At 34.6% G+C, this 18172-nt stretch carries 15 protein-coding genes; 6 read left to right on the plus strand and 9 right to left on the minus strand.

Annotated elements, in window-relative coordinates; translation table 11 throughout:
• Positions 1 to 3: 3 nt before the first annotated feature.
• Positions 4 to 1212, plus strand: a complete 1209-nt coding sequence (locus LPC23_RS09980) for a peptidylprolyl isomerase (protein ID WP_229329980.1) — start codon at positions 4 to 6, stop codon at positions 1210 to 1212.
• Positions 1213 to 1275: 63 nt separating this feature from the next.
• Here LPC23_RS09980 and LPC23_RS09985 read toward each other — a convergent pair whose 3' ends face one another.
• From LPC23_RS09985 to LPC23_RS10000, 4 genes are all read right to left on the minus strand, one after another.
• Entirely contained in the window at positions 1276 to 1713 is a 438-nt protein-coding gene (locus tag LPC23_RS09985; RefSeq protein WP_229329982.1) for a hypothetical protein, read from the minus strand.
• 33 nt (positions 1714 to 1746) lie between these two features.
• A complete protein-coding gene (locus tag LPC23_RS09990; RefSeq protein ID WP_229329984.1) occupies positions 1747 to 2103 on the minus strand; it encodes a hypothetical protein in 357 nt (118 codons plus the stop codon).
• Positions 2104 to 2155: 52 nt separating this feature from the next.
• Positions 2156 to 3334, minus strand: a complete 1179-nt coding sequence (locus LPC23_RS09995) for an AIR synthase related protein (RefSeq protein WP_229329986.1) — start codon at positions 3332 to 3334, stop codon at positions 2156 to 2158.
• Positions 3335 to 3500: 166 nt separating this feature from the next.
• The gene (locus tag LPC23_RS10000) at positions 3501 to 5690 is read right to left on the minus strand and encodes a glutamine synthetase III family protein (RefSeq protein WP_229325163.1); all 2190 of its coding nucleotides are present in this window, start codon (positions 5688 to 5690) and stop codon (positions 3501 to 3503) included.
• Positions 5691 to 5944: 254 nt separating this feature from the next.
• Between LPC23_RS10000 and LPC23_RS10005 the strand changes: the two genes are divergently transcribed.
• Both LPC23_RS10005 and LPC23_RS10010 read left to right on the plus strand, forming a co-directional pair.
• On the plus strand, positions 5945 to 6961 hold the full coding sequence (locus LPC23_RS10005) for a glutamine synthetase beta-grasp domain-containing protein (RefSeq protein WP_229325165.1): 1017 nt from the start codon (positions 5945 to 5947) through the stop codon (positions 6959 to 6961).
• 112 nt (positions 6962 to 7073) lie between these two features.
• A complete protein-coding gene (locus tag LPC23_RS10010; RefSeq protein WP_229329988.1) occupies positions 7074 to 7637 on the plus strand; it encodes a DUF1543 domain-containing protein in 564 nt (187 codons plus the stop codon).
• Positions 7638 to 7672: 35 nt separating this feature from the next.
• Here LPC23_RS10010 and LPC23_RS10015 read toward each other — a convergent pair whose 3' ends face one another.
• From LPC23_RS10015 to prfA, 4 genes are all read right to left on the minus strand, one after another.
• A complete protein-coding gene (locus LPC23_RS10015) occupies positions 7673 to 8536 on the minus strand; it encodes an alpha/beta hydrolase (RefSeq protein ID WP_229329990.1) in 864 nt (287 codons plus the stop codon).
• A 320-nt stretch (positions 8537 to 8856) separates the two neighbouring features.
• Positions 8857 to 9642, minus strand: coding sequence for an alpha/beta fold hydrolase (locus tag LPC23_RS10020; RefSeq protein WP_229329992.1), 786 nt, complete (start codon positions 9640 to 9642; stop codon positions 8857 to 8859).
• A gap of 40 nt (positions 9643 to 9682) precedes the next feature.
• Entirely contained in the window at positions 9683 to 10495 is an 813-nt protein-coding gene (gene pyrF, locus LPC23_RS10025) for an orotidine-5'-phosphate decarboxylase (protein ID WP_229329994.1), read from the minus strand.
• Between the two features lie 186 nt (positions 10496 to 10681).
• Positions 10682 to 11758, minus strand: a complete 1077-nt coding sequence (prfA, locus tag LPC23_RS10030; protein ID WP_229325175.1) for a peptide chain release factor 1 — start codon at positions 11756 to 11758, stop codon at positions 10682 to 10684.
• A 208-nt stretch (positions 11759 to 11966) separates the two neighbouring features.
• Here prfA and LPC23_RS10035 point away from each other — a divergent pair, with 208 nt between their 5' ends.
• On the plus strand, positions 11967 to 12440 hold the full coding sequence (locus LPC23_RS10035; RefSeq protein ID WP_229329996.1) for a DUF6265 family protein: 474 nt from the start codon (positions 11967 to 11969) through the stop codon (positions 12438 to 12440).
• A gap of 73 nt (positions 12441 to 12513) precedes the next feature.
• Here the strand turns inward: LPC23_RS10035 and katG are convergent, their stop codons facing one another.
• Positions 12514 to 14820 carry a catalase/peroxidase HPI gene (katG, locus tag LPC23_RS10040; RefSeq protein WP_229329998.1) on the minus strand — a complete coding sequence of 769 codons (2307 nt, stop codon included), beginning with the start codon at positions 14818 to 14820 and terminating at the stop codon, positions 12514 to 12516.
• A 312-nt stretch (positions 14821 to 15132) separates the two neighbouring features.
• Here katG and LPC23_RS10045 point away from each other — a divergent pair, with 312 nt between their 5' ends.
• Together LPC23_RS10045 and LPC23_RS10050 are read left to right on the plus strand one after the other, a co-directional pair.
• Complete coding sequence (locus LPC23_RS10045; RefSeq protein WP_229330000.1) at positions 15133 to 17538, plus strand: TonB-dependent receptor; 2406 nt, start codon at positions 15133 to 15135, stop codon at positions 17536 to 17538.
• A gap of 51 nt (positions 17539 to 17589) precedes the next feature.
• Positions 17590 to 18138, plus strand: coding sequence for a PepSY-associated TM helix domain-containing protein (locus tag LPC23_RS10050; protein WP_229330002.1), 549 nt, complete (start codon positions 17590 to 17592; stop codon positions 18136 to 18138).
• The last annotated feature ends 34 nt before the right edge of the window (positions 18139 to 18172 follow it).

Genomic DNA, 18172 nt, shown 5'->3' on the forward strand with positions numbered 1-18172 from the left:
GAAATGAAATTAAAATTAATAGCATTCTTATTATTAGGAATCATCAGTGTGCAAGCACAAAAATTTAAAAAAGGACTACCAACTAAAAAACCAGCTATTTCTCAAGTAGCTGCACCAAAATCAATAGTTGGGATTTTTGCCAATATTGTTACTACCAAAGGAACTATAGTTGTCCAATTGGAATACCAAAAAACTCCAGTTACTGTTGCTAATTTTATAAGCTTAGCAGAAGGTAAAAATCCTTTTGTAACAAATGAAAAATTAAAAGGAAAACCATTTTATGATGGATTGAAATTCCACCGAGTGCTTAAAGATTTCATGATTCAAGGGGGTGATCCTGCTGGAAATGGGTCAGGTGGTCCTGGCTATGCATTTAAAGATGAATTTACTGATTTAAAACACGATAAAGGAGGGATTCTTTCAATGGCCAATTCTGGTCCCGCTTCTAACGGTAGTCAATTTTTTATTACACACAAAGATACTCCTTGGTTAGATGGTGTTCACACCGTTTTTGGTCATGTTACACAAGGTATGGATGTCGTAAACAAAATAGAACAAAATGACGTTATACTTAAAGTAACCATCGCTAGAAAAGGGATTTTGGCTACTAAATTTAATGCTGTTAAAATCTTCTCAGATTATTATGCCAACAAAGCAGAAGACGCTAAAAAACAAGCCGCAATTGACGCTGAAAACAAAGCCAAACAAGCTGCCATTCAAGCAGAAAACAAAAGGGTTTATCTGGAAAAATATGGTCCAGTTATCAAAGAAAAGGCTGCATTTTTAGCAGCTACAAAAGCAACAGCTACAACAACAGCTTCAGGATTACAATATGCTCTTTTACAAAAAGGATCTGATGTAAAGCCTGTGGATGGAAGTACTATTTATTTTAAATATGCAGGGTATTTTGAAGATGGTACTGTATTTGACACTAACTTCGAAGACGTAGCAAAAGCTTATGGACAATTCAATCAAACACGCGCTGATCAAAATGGCTACCAAGGTTTTCCTTTTCAGGCAGGTAAGAAAGATGGAATGATTCCTGGGTTTTTAGAAGGATTAAGCTTGATGAATATAGGAGATAGAATACTATTGTTCCTTCCTTCTAAATTAGGATATGGCGAAAGAGGTGCTGGAGGTGTCATTCCGCCCAATACCAATTTAGTTTTTGAATTGGAAATTACAGACAAAGCTCCTGTTGCAAAAAAATAATTGATCTAGTAATAAAAAAATCCTCAACAATGTTGAGGATTTTTTTATTGCATTTTATATAAATTACTTTCCAAATTTCCAATCAAACTCATCTTTCGCATTAATGATGGCTCCGATTTCAAACTTAACTACTTCTTCAAATTCAGTTTGAAAAATAATCCAATTTTCTTCGTTGAAATAGTTTTCAAACGTATCAAATTCTTCTTGAGTGAATTTGGTAATATTTTTTGCTACCAAATCATTCTTAACTTCAGATATCTTTTTACCGATAATCGTATTCCCAAATAATTCCAAATCAGCGCCAGAAGCTACAATATATCCCAATTTAAAATCTTCCTCTTGGTAGAACGTTAAACGTGATTTTAGTTTATTGTATACCAAAATTTGATTCTCATCTTCGTCTTTGTAATTGCGGTCAGGTTTCCCATAAATTGCTTCCACATCTTTTTGTTTCATACCAAAAAGCAACTTATCGATTCCGTTTTTTAGATTGATTTTCATAATTAAAATATTGTTTTTACACCTTTATTAAGGCTATTCATTCATCTCATCAAAACGAACAGGAACCTGTGGATCATAGCACGGACATTTGAATTCTTCCATCGTAGCAGCTAATAATTCCATTGTTTTTCCTTCGGTTCCATAACAGTCAATCTGAATGCTTTGCGAAGTTGTCTTTACCTGAAAAGCACCTTTTCCATTTGGATTTTTCCAACTATTATCGTCTACTTTTTCCCAACTAGAAAAAACACTGCCAATACGATTTAATATCACAGTTACTGGAAGTTCTTCTAAACCCTCCACCATTTCTTGTTCTACCAATGATTCGTATACCAATTGATGGTTCAAGTAAAATCCCTCCTGATATTGCCAAAATACTAATTCGTACATTTAAATAGTTTAAAAGTTTGTGTTTTATTAGTTTAGAAATAAGAAACTAAGATTAGTACTCAAAAGTACCGTATTCGCTAGAAATCGTCAATTTTTTAGTATCTGAAGCTTCCACTCTACCCACAATTTGGGCATCTACATTAAACGATTTTGAAATCGCTATAATATCTTGAGCTACTGCTTCTGGAACATACAATTCCATTCGGTGACCACAGTTGAAAACTTGGTACATTTCTTTCCAATCTGTTTTGGATTGCTCTTGAATCAATTGAAACAAAGGCGGTACCAGAAACAAATTGTCTTTGATTATGTGTAGATTATTTACAAAATGTAAAATTTTAGTTTGCGCTCCACCACTGCAATGCACCATTCCGTGAATTTCTTTTGAAGAATAGTTATCTAAAATTTTCTTGATAATTGGTGCATAGGTTCTTGTTGGCGAAAGCACTAATTGACCAGCATCAATTGGTGAATTTTCCACCGCGTCAGTTAAGTTTACTTGACCTGAATAGATCAATTCTTCAGGAACTGCAGCGTCAAAACTCTCTGGGTATTTTTGTGCCAAATAGTTCCCAAACACATCGTGACGTGCCGAAGTCAAACCATTACTTCCCATTCCGCCATTGTAACTTTTCTCGTAAGTGGCTTGTCCAAAAGAGGCTAAACCTACAATTACATCACCTGCTTGAATATTAGCATTGTCAATTACTTTGGCTCTTGGCATTCTTGCCGTAACTGTTGAATCTACAATAATAGTTCGAACTAAATCCCCTACATCAGCCGTTTCACCACCTGTAGAATGAATAGTCACACCAAAAGAATCCAATTCTTTGATCAATTCTTCTGTTCCGTTGATAATGGCTGAAATTACCTCAGCAGTAATTAGATTTTTATTTCTTCCAATTGTAGAAGAAAGTAAAATATTATCGGTCGCTCCCACACACAACAAGTCGTCAATATTCATAATCAACGCATCTTGTGCAATGCCTTTCCAAACCGAAATATCGCCCGTTTCTTTCCAATACATATAAGCCAAAGACGATTTAGTACCCGCTCCATCAGCGTGCATAATCAAACAATAATTTTCATCTTGGGTTAAATAATCCGGAACGATTTTACAAAAAGCTTGAGGAAACAAACCTTTATCAATATTTTTAATTGCATTATGCACATCTTCTTTGGATGCCGAAACACCGCGTTGTGCATATCTTTTTGAAGTATCTGAACTCATGTAGTTAGTTGTGTGTCGTCTGCCTTTCGGCAAAATGTATTTTGGGCAAAGATAATTATTTTTTTGGCTTTTGCCTAAGCAGAAATTGAGTGTGATTTTTCTATTTTTCATTCCATAAAAAAGCCGCTTCAATGAAACGGCTTTTCTAAAATAGTACTGGAAATTATTATTTGGTAAACAACAGCTCTCTGTATTTAGTCAATGTCCATAATTCATTATCAACTAATAATTCCAACTTATCACAATGGTTTCTAATGACATCAAAATAAGGTTTAACTTTATTACAATAGGCTTCAGCCATAGCTTGAGCATCTGATAATTGGTTCGCTTTTTTTCTTTCGTTGGTCATCTCTTCTACCTTAGTATTGATTCCTTCGATATGCGCCGAAATTTGTTTGATAATTGAAATTTGTTCTTTTGAAACACTTTCGAAATCTTTCCCGAAAATTTCTTTCAATCCGCGTACATTCTCAATCAAATTATTTTGGTAACGAATAGCCGTCGGAATCACATGGTTGCGAGCAATATCTCCTAAAACTCGACCCTCAATTTGGATTTTTTTAGTATACTCTTCCAATTCAATTTCGTATCGTGCCTCAACTTCGATATGATTCATAATTCCTAATTCAGAAAATAAATCTAATGATTGCTTCGATGCTCTCGCTTTTAAGGCTTCTGGAGTTGTTTTGAAATTACTCAAACCTCTTTTAGCCGCTTCTTTTTCCCAAGCTTCACTGTATCCATCTCCCTCAAACAAGATTTTCTTAGACTGTTTGATATATTCTCTTAATACATTAAAAATAGCATCGTCTTTTTTCATGCCTTTTTCTTCAATCAAGGTATCTACCTCAATTTTAAATTGTCGCAATTGTTTTGCTACAATAGCATTTAAGGTAGTCATCGCATTGGAACAATTAGCAGACGATCCCACCGCTCTAAATTCAAACTTATTTCCAGTAAAGGCAAATGGTGACGTTCTATTTCTATCGGTATTATCCAACATTAAGTCAGGAATTTTACCCACAACATTCAATTTTAAATCAGTTTTTTCTTCAGGAGATAATTTTCCTGTAGTAACTCCTTCTAACTCAGCTAAAACTTTAGTCAAAGAATCACCAATAAATACTGAAATAATTGCTGGTGGAGCCTCATTAGCACCAAGTCTGTGATCGTTACTTGCTGAAGCGATAGAAGCTCTTAGTAATGATTCATTATCGTTTACCGCTTTAATAGTATTGATAAAGAAAGTTAAAAACTGCAAATTACTCATTGGAGTTTTACTTGGACTCAATAAATTAACACCCGTATCGGTAGCCAATGACCAGTTGTTATGTTTTCCAGAGCCATTCACGCCTTTAAAAGGTTTTTCATGAAATAGTACTTTAAAATCATGACGTTCGGCTACTTTTTCCATCACATCCATTAACAAACAGTTGTGATCGACAGCCAAATTAGTTTCTTCAAAAATTGGTGCCAATTCAAATTGGTTTGGCGCCACTTCATTATGACGTGTTTTAACTGGAATTCCAAGCAACATACATTCTTGTTCCAAATCTCTCATATAAGTTAACGCACGAGTTGGAATAGATCCAAAATAGTGGTCATCCAATTGCTGACCTTTAGCAGATGTGTGTCCTAATAAAGTTCTACCTGTCATCATCAAATCCGGGCGAGATTTAGCCAGAGAACGATCAATTAAAAAATATTCTTGCTCCCACCCTAAAGTAGCAGTAACTTTTTTTACATTCTTATCAAAATACTTACACACCTCAGTGGCCGCATCATCCATAACGGTTAATGCTCGTAACAAAGGTGTTTTATAATCCAATGCTTCTCCCGTGTAAGAGATAAAAACAGTTGGTATACATAACGTAGTTCCAAAAATAAAAGCTGGTGAAGTTGGATCCCAGGCGGTATATCCTCTCGCTTCAAAAGTATTTCTAATTCCGCCGTTAGGAAAACTAGACGCATCTGGTTCTTGTTGTACCAATTGCGAACCACCAAACTTTTCGACAGGATCACTTCCATCGTATGAAGTTTCAAAAAAAGCATCATGCTTTTCAGCAGTAGTCCCTGTTAAAGGTTGGAACCAATGCGTATAATGAGTTACTCCTTTAGACAAAGCCCATTCTTTCATTCCCATAGCTACATAATCAGCTATTTTTCTGTCTATTTTAGTGCCGTGTTGAATTGCTCCTTGCACCGCTTTATAAGCTTCTGAAGTTAAATACTGCTTCATTGCTTTGGAATTAAATACATTGGAACCAAAAATTACTGATTTTTTTTCAGCTTCTTCAAATTGGAAAGGCTTTCGAGTAGATGCTTCTCTAAGCGCTTGAAAACGTAGTGTTGACATGTTTATAATTTTAAGTAATGAGAATTCTTTTTCACTTACATAGCAAATATAATAATATAATTTAAGTGATACAATTGCGAATTTATATTTTATTGCCATATAAAATTATATTTTTTAAAATATACCCCCACTAAATTGAGGTTATGTGAAAAGTATATATTTAAAAAATAAAAAACACCCCCTTTTTTTTACCACTTAAAAAAAATAATTAAATTTGCATCTACTTTAGAACAACACATTTAAATCAGATTATCATGGCAAAAATTAAATTAGAATACCTTTGGTTAGATGGATACGAACCAACACAGAACTTAAGAAGTAAAACAAAAGTTGAAGAACACGAGAATTTTCAAGGAACTTTAGCTGAACTAAGCAATTGGTCTTTTGATGGTTCGTCAACCAAGCAAGCTGAAGGTGGTTCTTCAGATTGTCTTTTAGTTCCTGTTGCTATTTATCCAGATCCAACTCGTGTTAATGGCTATTTAGTTATGTCAGAAGTTATGTATGCTGACGGTACGCCGCACCCTTCTAATGGTAGAGCAACTATCGACGACGAAGATGACGATTTCTGGTTTGGTTTTGAACAAGAATATTTCATCATGGATACTAAAACGTTATTGCCTTTAGGATTCCCTGTTGGAGGTTACCCTGCACCACAAGGTATGTATTACTGTTCTGTTGGCGGAAAAAATACTCACGGAAGAAAATTAGTTGAAGAGCATGCTGATTTATGTATTGCTGCTGGAATTAACTTCGAAGGAATTAACCAAGAAGTAGCTTGTGGACAATGGGAATTCCAATTGTTTGCTAAAGGAGCTAAAAAAGCAGGTGATGAAATTTGGGTTGCTAGATACTTATTAGATCGTTTGACTGAAAAATACGGTTACTATATTGAATACCACCCAAAACCTCTTGGTGACACCGATTGGAATGGTTCTGGTATGCACGCTAACTTCTCCAATACTGTTTTAAGAACTTGTGGAGATCAAGCTACTTATGAAAGAATCTGCGAGGCTTTCCGTCCAGTTACTAAAGAACACATAGCTGTTTATGGTGCTTATAACGATTTACGTTTAACAGGTAAACACGAAACTGCTTCAATCCACGATTTCTCATACGGAGTATCTGATAGAGGAGCTTCAATTCGTATTCCATTAATCACTGTTCAAAAAGGTTGGAAAGGTTGGTTAGAAGATAGAAGACCGGCTTCAAACGGAGACCCATATAAAATTGCTGCTAGAATTATCAAAACTGTTAAATCGGCTTTGTAATCTATTCCCAATTATATTAAAAAAGTGCCTTTCAAAAGAAGGTACTTTTTTTTGTGCTAAATTTTCAAACTCCTGTCTTTTAAAATCCTATAAAAACCTTATTTTTGTTTTTATGACAAATGCATTAAAATTATATATGGTTATGCTGGGATGTACTCCCAAAGGCCGTTTTACAGAACAACATGATATATTTTTCGGCATAGGAAATTCTCTCAAAGAATTAGTGCCGCACATGAAATCTTTTTGGCCTGAAGCCAAAGGCAAAATTCATATCGATGCATGGCGAGAAGTTACAACTGTAGATGGTTTTTCGATAACTATCGAACCTAAAAATGCATCAACAACTAAAGACCAATTATTCTTTATAAATCTAGGAGGGTACAAAGAAAATGAATTTGAAGAATACCATTATAAAACACTAGCAGTTGCCGGAAGTCTAGGGTTAGCCTCAAAAGTTGCCAAAACCACTACCTTTTACAAACACTATAGTTTTGAAGGTGCCACCTCTCATATTGACGATAAGTACGGAATTGATGTAGACGATATTTATAATGTAGCAGATATTTTAGCTCCCATTTTTAAAGACCATTATTCTTTAAAAATAACTCTATCAGAAGTTCCTTTACCAGAAGATGTTCAGCATATTGGATATTTAAAAATAGACAAGATTGTATAAAATTAAAAAGACCTTTCAGTGAAAGGTCTTTTTTTTTATTTTACAATAGATTGTTGATTGCCTCTAAGAATTTTATCGAAAAACAAAACATGATAAGGCAATGCATTTTCCCAATATTCCCATGTATGTGCACCTGGACGTTCCGTATAATCGTGAGGTACTTTTTGATACACCAATCGGCGATGTAACTCACGGTTGGTTTCAATTAAAAAATCATCCACACCACAATCTAAAATTAAAGGGAGTTGGTTGTTTTTCATTTTATCTACCATTCCTAAGACAGCATTGGAACTAAATAGATCAGGGGAAGGATTGATTCCAAAAACAGGTTCAATCAATTTTAAAATACCGTCTTTAGGCTCTCTATTTAACATCGTACTCATATCGGCAACTCCACTCATACTTCCTGCGGCACAAAATAAATCAGGATGCTTTGTTGCAAGCGATAGAGCACCATGTCCTCCCATTGAAAGCCCCGTAATTACACGTCCTTTTTTATCTTTAATTGTTCTGTAGCTAGCATCAATTTTTTGAATTACCTCTTGAGTAATATAAGTTTCAAACTGGCTCCCCTTATTTACTGGACTATCCAAATAAAAACTAAAGGTTTCACCTTCAGGCATCACTATAATAATATTATATTGATCTGATAAATTTTGAATTAACGATTTATTTGGAGTTTTGGACAACCAATCTGAAAAATGTCCATACGCTCCATGTAATAAATAGAGAACCGGAAAATTGGTTTTAGATTTAGCATACGCATTAGGCAAAACTACTGCTGCTTTATAGGTTTTATTCATTGCCAAACTAGGTATTTTAAGCGTATCTACCACAGCGGCATAAGAAACAATCACATTAAGCAAAAAGAATAAAAGGAATAAATAGATTTTTTTCATCTTATTTAATTTAGGTTTTAGATTAGGCCTTTCCAAAAAATCCAAAAAGCAGTATAGCAATATGAAAATTTTGAACTGCAATTTACACTATTTTTAAAAGAGAAAGTACCATTGATTACTAATTCTAAAAAAGAGAGTAACATACGATTAAAAAATTAAAAAACTTAACTAAACACCAACAAACAAATAACAAAAAGTTAACACAATAGTAGTCAATGTTATATGATCTTTGTTGATATAATAAACTGGTTATTTATTATATTGGTTTTGGTTAGTTTTTTAAATGCCGATTACTTTGGGGAGTAATCGGCATTTTTTATTTATCGATTAACCTTAATAAAGGAAAGTACTTTAGCATTAAACACATTAGGTTGCTCTACATTAACAACATGTCCTGAATTCTGAATTACACATAGTTGAGAACTTCGGTAATGAGTTTGCACTACTTTACGCACTGAAGGTAAAAACATATAATCTTCTTCTCCCATGACATACAAAGTAGGGATATTCAATTCTACTTGGCGAAACCATCGCAAAACCGGATTAATTTCGGCAGTTAATTTGAACCATTTAATGAATTCTTTTTGGTACAATTTTTTCGCTTCGTTAATAAACAGAATTCGAGATTGCTTGTGATTCTTATTCGGCATTATTACAAAGGCAAAAAAGCGATACAATACTAAATAAGGCAAAATATATTTAAACACATTTCCCACAAACATTAAAATTTGAGAACGGAAATTCATTTTAAGAATAGCACCACCCATAATCATGCTTTGCACGCGTTCTGGGTACATTTCAGCCAACTGGCGAATTAAAATTGTACCCAATGAAATTCCTACGAAATGTGATTTCTGTATTCGTAAATGATCCAATACTTCTAGAATGTCATTGGCAAGTGCCGAAAATGTATATTTTTGTTTGAAAGCCTTTTTTAAATTGGTTTTCGACTCTCCATGTCCTCGTAAATCCAACAACAATACATTATATTCTTTTTGAAAATCACGAATTTGTTTGAACCATATAGACGAACTGCCACCTGCCCCATGGACAAAAGTCACCCATTGGTCACTATCTTTATTTTCGTAAATGGTAAAATTAATCAAGGATCTATTTTTTTTGTAAATATAGAAATAAAAAAATAGCTTAACTCAAAATAGCCATCATTTCTTGCTGCATTTGTAAGGCTACAGCTCTTGCTTTTTCAGCAAAATCAATTCCATTTGAAGCATAAATAATCGCTCTCGACGAATTAATCAACAATCCCACATTAGCATTCATTCCGTATTTACAAACCTCAGATAGGCTTCCTCCTTGCGCTCCTACTCCAGGAACTAACAAGAAACTGTCCGGAACTATTTTTCTAATCTCGGTGAAATATTCTGCTTTGGTTGCACCCACAACATACATCAAGTTGTGACTGTTTTTCCAAGATTTGGATGTTTCCAAAACTTGTTTGTACAATTCAGTTCCATTCACATTCAAAGTTTGAAAATCAAACGCTCCTTCGTTAGAAGTCAAGGCCAACATAATTGTATGTTTGTATTCAAAGGCTAAAAATGGTTCTACCGAATCTTTTCCCATATAGGGCGCCACAGTAACCGAATCAAAATTCAAATCTTCAAAAAATGCTTTGGCATACATCGAAGACGTATTCCCAATATCGCCTCTTTTAGCATCGGCAATGGTGAAAATAGCTGGGTAGTTTTCGTTGATATAACGGATAGTTTTTTCTAACGACAACCAACCTTTAATTCCATAAGCTTCGTAAAAAGCGGTGTTGGGTTTATACGAAACTGCTAAATCGTGCGTCGCATCAATAATGGCTTTGTTGAATTCAAAAATCGGATCTTCAGTTTCTAATAAATGCTGCGGAATCTTATTCAAATCCACATCCAAACCTACACATAGGAATGATTTTTTGAGTTGAATTTGGTCAATTAATTGTTGTGTTGTCATTGTTGTGAGTTTAAACGCAAAGTTCGCAAAGTTTTTTGCAAAGTTCGCGATATGTTTTAAAAAAAAATGCCAAACTTAATTCTAGTATGGCATTTGATTTATTCTAAACTTAATTTTTATTGTTTTGATTATCAGAGATAATTTTAAAATCATCTTAATCCTTTAATCTGTGGCAAACCAATTAGACTAAAAAACTTCACTAGCTTCTTTCAGTTTCTCAGTATTGTTTACTAATTGCAATTCGTCAACAATTTTCTGAATATCGCCATTCATAATATTTCCTAAATCATACAAAGTCAATCCTATTCGGTGATCCGTTACACGACCTTGTGCATAATTGTAAGTACGAATTTTAGCAGAACGGTCACCTGAACTTACTTGAGAAGTACGCTTAGACGCATCTTCTTCTTGTTTCTTAGCCAATTCCATTTCGTACAAACGAGAACGCAAAACCGTTAACGCCTTATCTTTATTTTTATGTTGCGATTTCTGATCTTGACATTGTGCTACCAATCCAGTTGGAATGTGTGTCAAACGTACTGCAGATTTTGTCGTATTTACCGATTGTCCACCAGGCCCTGACGAACAGAAGAAATCCACACGAACATCATTCATATCAATTTGTACATCAAACTCTTCCGCTTCTGGTAACACCATTACTGTAGCTGCCGATGTGTGTACACGTCCTTGAGTCTCAGTTTGTGGCACACGTTGTACACGGTGAACTCCTGCTTCAAACTTCAACGTACCGTAAACATCTTCACCAGTGACTTCAAAGATAACCTCTTTAAATCCACCCGAAGTTCCTTCGTTCATATCTACAACCGATGTTCTCCAGCCTCTACCCTCACAATATTTAGTGTACATACGGAACAAATCTCCTGCAAAAATACTCGCCTCATCTCCACCGGTTCCAGCACGAACCTCTACCATTACATTTTTAGCATCTTCAGGATCTTTAGGGATCAACATGAATTTGATTTCTTCTTCTAGTTCTGGCAAACGCTCTTTAGCTTCATCCAATTGCATTTTGGCCATTTCTACCATTTCAGCATCAGATCCATCCGAAATTATTTCGTTGGCTTCATCAATATTAGCCATTAACAAAACATACTCGTCGCGTTTCTCGGCCAAGGCTTTCAAGCCTTTATATTCTTGATTCAATTGCACATAACGCTTCTGATCTGAAATTACATCAGGTTGAATAATCAAATCCGAAATCTCATCGAAACGTTGCTTTACTATTTGAAGTCTATCTAACATCTTATTTTTCCTTTATTGGACGGCAAAAATACAAAAAAGATTGCATAATTAATTTCCGAATTTCAGATTTTTTAGGAGCTAGTTCCAGCTGTACGCTATATCTGTATCGGCGAACCCCGCCGCTACAGGATGCCGCTATCATCTGGGCTAATTCAAATCTTTTTCATAATATTGTATTCGTTTCAACAACACTTTTAAATTCAACAAAATGCGTCAAGTCTTTCTTTTTTTATCAATATGCCTATTGCTATTTTCGTGCACTAACAACTCAAAAAACGAAAAAATAAGAGCATCTCAATGGCTTTTAGGTCAATGGAAAAACACATCCGAAGAAGGAATTATAGCTGAAAATTGGAGCCAACCCAACGATAGTACCTTGATTGCAACTTCTTATTACATCAAAGAAGAAGATACATTACATTTTGAAAATATTATTTTAAAAGAAACAGAGGGCGAATTAGTGTATGAAACCACCATCAAAGGCCAAAACAATGACAAACCCATTCTATTCCCTTTACTTTCAGAAACGGAGAATGAATTGATTTTTGAGAACCTCCAAAATGATTATCCTCAAAAAATCAAATACCAACGCAACTCAAAATCAGGAATTACTATTTCCGTTTCAGGAAAACAAGCTAAAAAAATAGTATCCGAACAATTTAAAATGACGAAAAGCAATTAATATAGTTAAACTAACTAAATGCAAAAAGCCGTCCCAATAATTGGAACGGCTTTTCTAATCTATCTTTATTTGCTTATTTTTTAGCAGTAAAAAAGTCAAGCATCATTACTTTATTCCATGCTGCTACGAAATCATTTACGAATTTTCCTTTAGCATCATTACTTCCGTACACTTCAGCTAAAGCTCTCAACTCAGAATTAGACCCAAAAATCAAGTCAGCACGAGTAGCAGTCCATTTTGCTGCACCCGTAGTTCTATCTTTCCCTTCAAATACTTCTTTTTCGTCATTAACAGCAGTCCAAACTGTGTTAATATCCAAAAGATTAGTAAAGAAATCATTCGTTAACTTGTCTTTTTCTGTAGTGAAAATTCCGTGTTTAGAACCGTCATAATTAGCATTTAATGCACGCAAACCACCAACTAAAACAGTCATTTCTGGAGCTGTCAACGTTAATAACTGAGCTTTATCTACCAATAATGCTTCTGTAGCTACCGTATATTTTGTTTTCAAATAATTACGGAAACCATCAGCAGTTGGCTCTAAAACAGCCATTCCTTTTACATCCGTTTGTTCTTGAGTAGCATCCATTCTGCCAGCTGTAAAAGGAACATTTACCGCATGTCCTGCATTTTTAGCAGCCGTTTCAACAGCATACACACCAGAAAGAACAATTAAATCAGCCATTGAAATTTTTCTAGTAGCATTTTTAGCATTGAAATTTTTCTGAATGTTTTCAAGAACTGGCAACACTTTATTCAATTGTTTAGGGTTGTTAGCAGCCCAGTTTTTTTGTGGCTCTAAACGAATTCTTGCTCCATTTGCTCCTCCTCTTCTATCCGATCCACGGTAAGTTGACGCTGAAGCCCAAGCAGTAGATACTAATTCACTAATTGACAAACCTGATTTTGCAATCTCAGCTTTCAATGCTTTTATGTCTTTATCATTTACTACTTCATGATTCAAAGCAGGAATTGGATCTTGCCAGATTAAATCTTCAGTAGGTGCTTCAGGTCCTAAATAGGTAGTTTTAGGTCCCATATCACGGTGAGTCAATTTGAACCAAGCACGTGCAAATGCATCATTAAAAGCATTTTGATCTTCTAAGAAACGTTTTGAAATTTTCTCATAAATTGGATCATATCGCAATGATAAATCCGTTGTTAACATATACGGTTTGTGCATTTTATTTTTATCAAATGCATCTGGAATAATTTTATCATTCGTCTTAGCAATCCATTGCTTAGCTCCTGCAGGACTTGTAGTCAACTCCCAATCGTACTTAAACAAAAAAGTTAAGTAATCATGACTCCATTTCGCTGGAGTTGATGTCCAAGTAACTTCTAAACCAGAAGTGATAGCATCAGTCCCTTTACCCGATTTGTAATCGCTCTTCCATCCAAAACCTTGCTCTTCAATTGTTCCAGCTTCTGGTGCATTACCAACGTGTTTTGCGTCACCAGCACCGTGTGTTTTTCCTAAAGTGTGTCCTCCAGCAATTAATGCAACAGTCTCTTCATCATTCATTCCCATTCTTCCGAATGTTTCTCTAATGTCTTTCGCTGCCAAAACTGGATCAGGATTCCCATTAGGTCCCTCTGGATTCACATAAATCAGTCCCATTTGCACCGCTGCTAATGGAGATTCTAACTTTCTTCCTTCAGAATAACGCTTGTCATCTAACCATTTAGTTTCAGATCCCCAATACACATTAGATTCTGGTTCCCAAACATCGGCTCTACCTCCAGCAAAACCAAAAGTTTTGAATCCCATAGATTCTAAAGCTACATTTCCTGTTAAGATCATCAAATCCGCCCAAGAAATTTTGTTTCCATATTTCTGTTTGATTGGCCATAACAAACGACGAGCTTTATCCAAGTTGCCATTATCCGGCCAACTGTTTAAAGGCGCGAAACGTTGTTGACCTGCACGAGAACCTCCACGTCCGTCTCCTGAACGGTAAGTACCTGCACTATGCCAAGCCATACGAATGAACAACCCGCCATAATGACCAAAATCAGCAGGCCACCAATCTTGTGAATCTGTCATTAAATTACGCAAATCGTTCTTCAATGCTGCATAATCTAGTTTTTTGAACTCTTTATTGTAATCAAAGTCAGCTCCCATTGGATTTGACATACTTGAATTTTGGCGTAATAAGTCTAAATTCAATTGATTAGGCCACCATTCTTTGTTTTTATTAACTTGTGCACTTCCTTTTTCAGCAGGAGCCCCATGCGCAGCAGACATTGAACCGTGCTTGTCATAAGCAGCTGATTCTTTAGCACTACTGGCTGTTTTACCTGTAACTGGACAAGTAGCTTCTTGCGCCATACTTATACTGGCAACAAATAAGCTTGTTAGTAAAAATACTTTTTTCATATTGTAAATATTTAAAGATTAGATATTTCAAAGTTGGTGTTATTATTCATTTGAATTACTAAAAGCCTAATGATATTTATTATATAATCATAGTAAAAACTTATAGAAACAAAATAGATCAATTATTGATATCTATAATTGTATCGGTGAATTTTATGTTATTAAAAATTAAAGTTAAATTTAAATATCTTATTTACAACACTTTAAAATCCAAATATTATTTTATTAAGATTTAATCTAAATAAACTTTAACAATTCAAATATTGTTCTTATATTTGCATTATTATATTTATTTAATCTAAATAAACAATTATGAAAAAACAAATATACATTTTTATTATCGCCCTGCTCACTTGTTTTGTTAGCTATGCACAAGAAACAGGTTCGATTGAAGGAAACATAATTTCTAAAGACGGCTTACCACTTTCCGGTGTTTCAATTCGATTGGGTAAGAAAGCGTCAATTTCCAAAACAGATGTTATAGGAAGGTTTCATTTTGAAAATTTTCCGGTTGGTTTGCACACTATTACCATAGAAGCTGAAGGCCTGAAAAAACAAACCCAAGATGTTAAAGTGTTTGCGAATGAAACTACCAAAGTTACCTTTACTTTAGAGGAACAAATGGAGACATTAAGAGAAATTATTATCGTTATAAAAGAAAGTCCGAATAAAAGAAAAATAAGTACTGTTCGTTCTGGTTTAAAGCCAATGGATATTCCGCAAAGCATGCAAACTATAGACAATGAAGTTATTATGCAACAACAAGCTATTCGATTGAGCGAAGTAATAAAAAACGCAAACGGTGTCTATGTAGGATCAGCTCGTGGAGGAACACAAGAATCCTTTTGGTCTAGAGGCTATGATATGTCGGCAAATAATATGCTCAAAAATGGATTTCGCTACAATGCAGGATCCATTCCCGAAGTGTCTTCTTTGGACAAAGTGGAATTTTTAAAAGGGGGTTCGGCTTTATTATACGGTAATGTTTCTCCTGGAGGAATTCTAAATTTGGTTACCAAAACTCCATCCTTCAAAAAAGGGGGCGAAGTGGCAATACAATCAGGAAGTTATTCGTTTTACAAGCCTTCAATTGATTTTTACGGACCTTTAAATAAATGGATTGCGTACCGATTGAATGCTTCTTATGAAAATTCGGAAAATTTTAGAGAGGTAGTACAAAGAGAACGCTATTACATCAACCCATCGTTTTTATTGAATCTAAGTCCTAAAACGCAAATAACCTTACAAGGCGATTTTATGAATGATAATTGGACTCCCGATTTTGGTACAATTATAATTGGAAAGCAAATTTATGATGTACCAAGAGGAAAGTATTATGGTGCGGTATGGTCAAACGGAAATACGAAAACCGCTAGTGCATCTGCCCTCTTGAATCATTCGTTTAATAAAAATTGGAAACTCAATTTCAATTCATCCTACCAAAATTATGATCGTGAATGGAAAGGAACTGAACGTATTCAAATTAACAATCCAAACGGCACTTGGAGTCGTCCATTAGGACAAAATAAAAACTTAGAAGAAATTTTGGGAGAGCAATTAAGTCTGCAAGGTTGTTTTACTACTGGAAAAATTAAACACCAAACCTTTTCGGGAATCGATTATGAAAATTCAGTAGCTACAGCAAATACTTTTGTTTTCTCACCTGTATATTATGACACCATTAATGTTTTTACTTTCAATCCAAATAATCAAACTACAGCTGAACCCAATGCAGCCAATACCCAAAAAGCAATTACAACAACCAACCGTTTTGGAATTTATGCTCAAGATTTAATATCGTTTACCGAAAAATTCAAGATGTTGGCAGGAATCCGTTGGTCTTGGCAAGAAGCACAAGCTGCAACATATAAATTAACTACAAATCCGGTTAGTATTACAAAAGGGATTCGACTACAAGACAAAGCGTTTTCGCCAAAAATTGGATTCATCTATCAACCTGATAAAAATTCGTCAGTATTTGCAAGCTATTCTAATTCGTTTACACCAAATACTGGCACTACAGCTGATTTAAAACCTATTGAAGCATCGATTATTGATCAATATGAAATAGGAATTAAAAAAGATTTTTGGAATGGAATCTTGAGTACTAATGTTACAGTGTATCAAATTACCAACAGCAATTTGTCACAAACCGCCGAGTTCAAAGCCGATGGTATTACTCAAAATACGGACACTACCATCAAAGTGTTGAATGGAGAAACCAAAAGTAAAGGAATTGAAATTGACATTAATGCAAAACCAATAGACGGATTAAATATTGCAGCTGGATACAGCTATAACGACAGCCGTTATTCTAAAACCAATAAAGTGAACGGTGGTTTTATTGAAGGCGATAGATTAGTTCGAACTCCTGCAAATACAGCTAATTTAAGTTTCTTTTACAACATTCCATCAGGAAAACTAAAAGGGGTTTCTTTAGGGGCAATAGGAAACTATATTGGAGAGCGTTTTGGGGGATGGAACGATCAATATGTGGTAAATACAACTACAGGTGCAGTGACAATTAATGACAGAGACATTCCGTTGCAAGGATATACAACTGTAGATATTTCTGCTGGATATTCGCATAAAAAATGGAGCATTTTATGTAAACTTTCTAATATCACCAATGAATTAAATTATACTGTTCATGAGAATTACAGTGTGAATCCAATTGCTCCACGCCAAATCATAACTAATTTAAAATATAAATTTTAATTAAACCTTTCTTGAATAGCTTCGTCTATACAAAACAAAAAAATAGTGTTTATGAAAAAAATTAATTGGAGAGACTTACACAGAGATTTAGGGTATTTTTATATTGGATTGATTGTATCCTTTGCCTTTTCTGGATTATTAATGAATCACCGTGATGTATGGCATCCAGAAAAATACACTTTGGAAACCAAAGCTATTGAAGTACAATTACCTGCTAAAAGCGAAATAAATGAAAAATATGCTGAGGAATTAGCCAAAAAATTAGGCATCGAAGGAAAATTAAAACGCCAAATGGTTAAAAAAGGAGAATTCAGAATGTCTTTTGAAAACCAAGACGTAGAAATTGACTTAAAAACGGGTAAAGGAGAAATTATTTCGTTTTTGAAAACACCAATCATAAGTCAAACCATGAAGTTACATAAGAACACCTCAAACTTTTGGATTTACTATTCGGATATATTTGCCATAAGCTTAATAACGATTGCTTTAACTGGAACTATTATGGTCAAAGCCGGAAAGTTCAGTTGGAAACAACGGGGATGGAAATTAGCCGTTGCTGGAATTATTTTCCCTTTACTTTTCTTGTTTTTATTGGGTTAGTTTATATTTAATTCAAAAAAAATCCCGTTGTAAA

This window comes from Flavobacterium ammonificans (genome assembly GCF_020885975.1).
GTDB classification, from domain to species: domain Bacteria; phylum Bacteroidota; class Bacteroidia; order Flavobacteriales; family Flavobacteriaceae; genus Flavobacterium; species Flavobacterium ammonificans.

Bases quoted from the DNA above. Each gene is read 5' to 3' on its own strand.
- LPC23_RS09980 (WP_229329980.1), top strand. From the start codon at position 4: ATGAAATTAAAATTAATAGCATTCTTATTATTAGGAATCATCAGTGTG.
- LPC23_RS09985 (WP_229329982.1), bottom strand. From the start codon at position 1,713: ATGAAAATCAATCTAAAAAACGGAATCGATAAGTTGCTTTTTGGTATG.
- LPC23_RS09990 (WP_229329984.1), bottom strand. From the start codon at position 2,103: ATGTACGAATTAGTATTTTGGCAATATCAGGAGGGATTTTACTTGAAC.
- LPC23_RS09995 (WP_229329986.1), bottom strand. From the start codon at position 3,334: ATGAGTTCAGATACTTCAAAAAGATATGCACAACGCGGTGTTTCGGCA.
- LPC23_RS10000 (WP_229325163.1), bottom strand. From the start codon at position 5,690: ATGTCAACACTACGTTTTCAAGCGCTTAGAGAAGCATCTACTCGAAAG.
- LPC23_RS10005 (WP_229325165.1), top strand. From the start codon at position 5,945: ATGGCAAAAATTAAATTAGAATACCTTTGGTTAGATGGATACGAACCA.
- LPC23_RS10010 (WP_229329988.1), top strand. From the start codon at position 7,074: ATGACAAATGCATTAAAATTATATATGGTTATGCTGGGATGTACTCCC.
- LPC23_RS10015 (WP_229329990.1), bottom strand. From the start codon at position 8,536: ATGAAAAAAATCTATTTATTCCTTTTATTCTTTTTGCTTAATGTGATT.
- pyrF (WP_229329994.1), bottom strand. From the start codon at position 10,495: ATGACAACACAACAATTAATTGACCAAATTCAACTCAAAAAATCATTC.
- prfA (WP_229325175.1), bottom strand. From the start codon at position 11,758: ATGTTAGATAGACTTCAAATAGTAAAGCAACGTTTCGATGAGATTTCG.
- LPC23_RS10035 (WP_229329996.1), top strand. From the start codon at position 11,967: ATGCGTCAAGTCTTTCTTTTTTTATCAATATGCCTATTGCTATTTTCG.
- katG (WP_229329998.1), bottom strand. From the start codon at position 14,820: ATGAAAAAAGTATTTTTACTAACAAGCTTATTTGTTGCCAGTATAAGT.
- LPC23_RS10045 (WP_229330000.1), top strand. From the start codon at position 15,133: ATGAAAAAACAAATATACATTTTTATTATCGCCCTGCTCACTTGTTTT.
- LPC23_RS10050 (WP_229330002.1), top strand. From the start codon at position 17,590: ATGAAAAAAATTAATTGGAGAGACTTACACAGAGATTTAGGGTATTTT.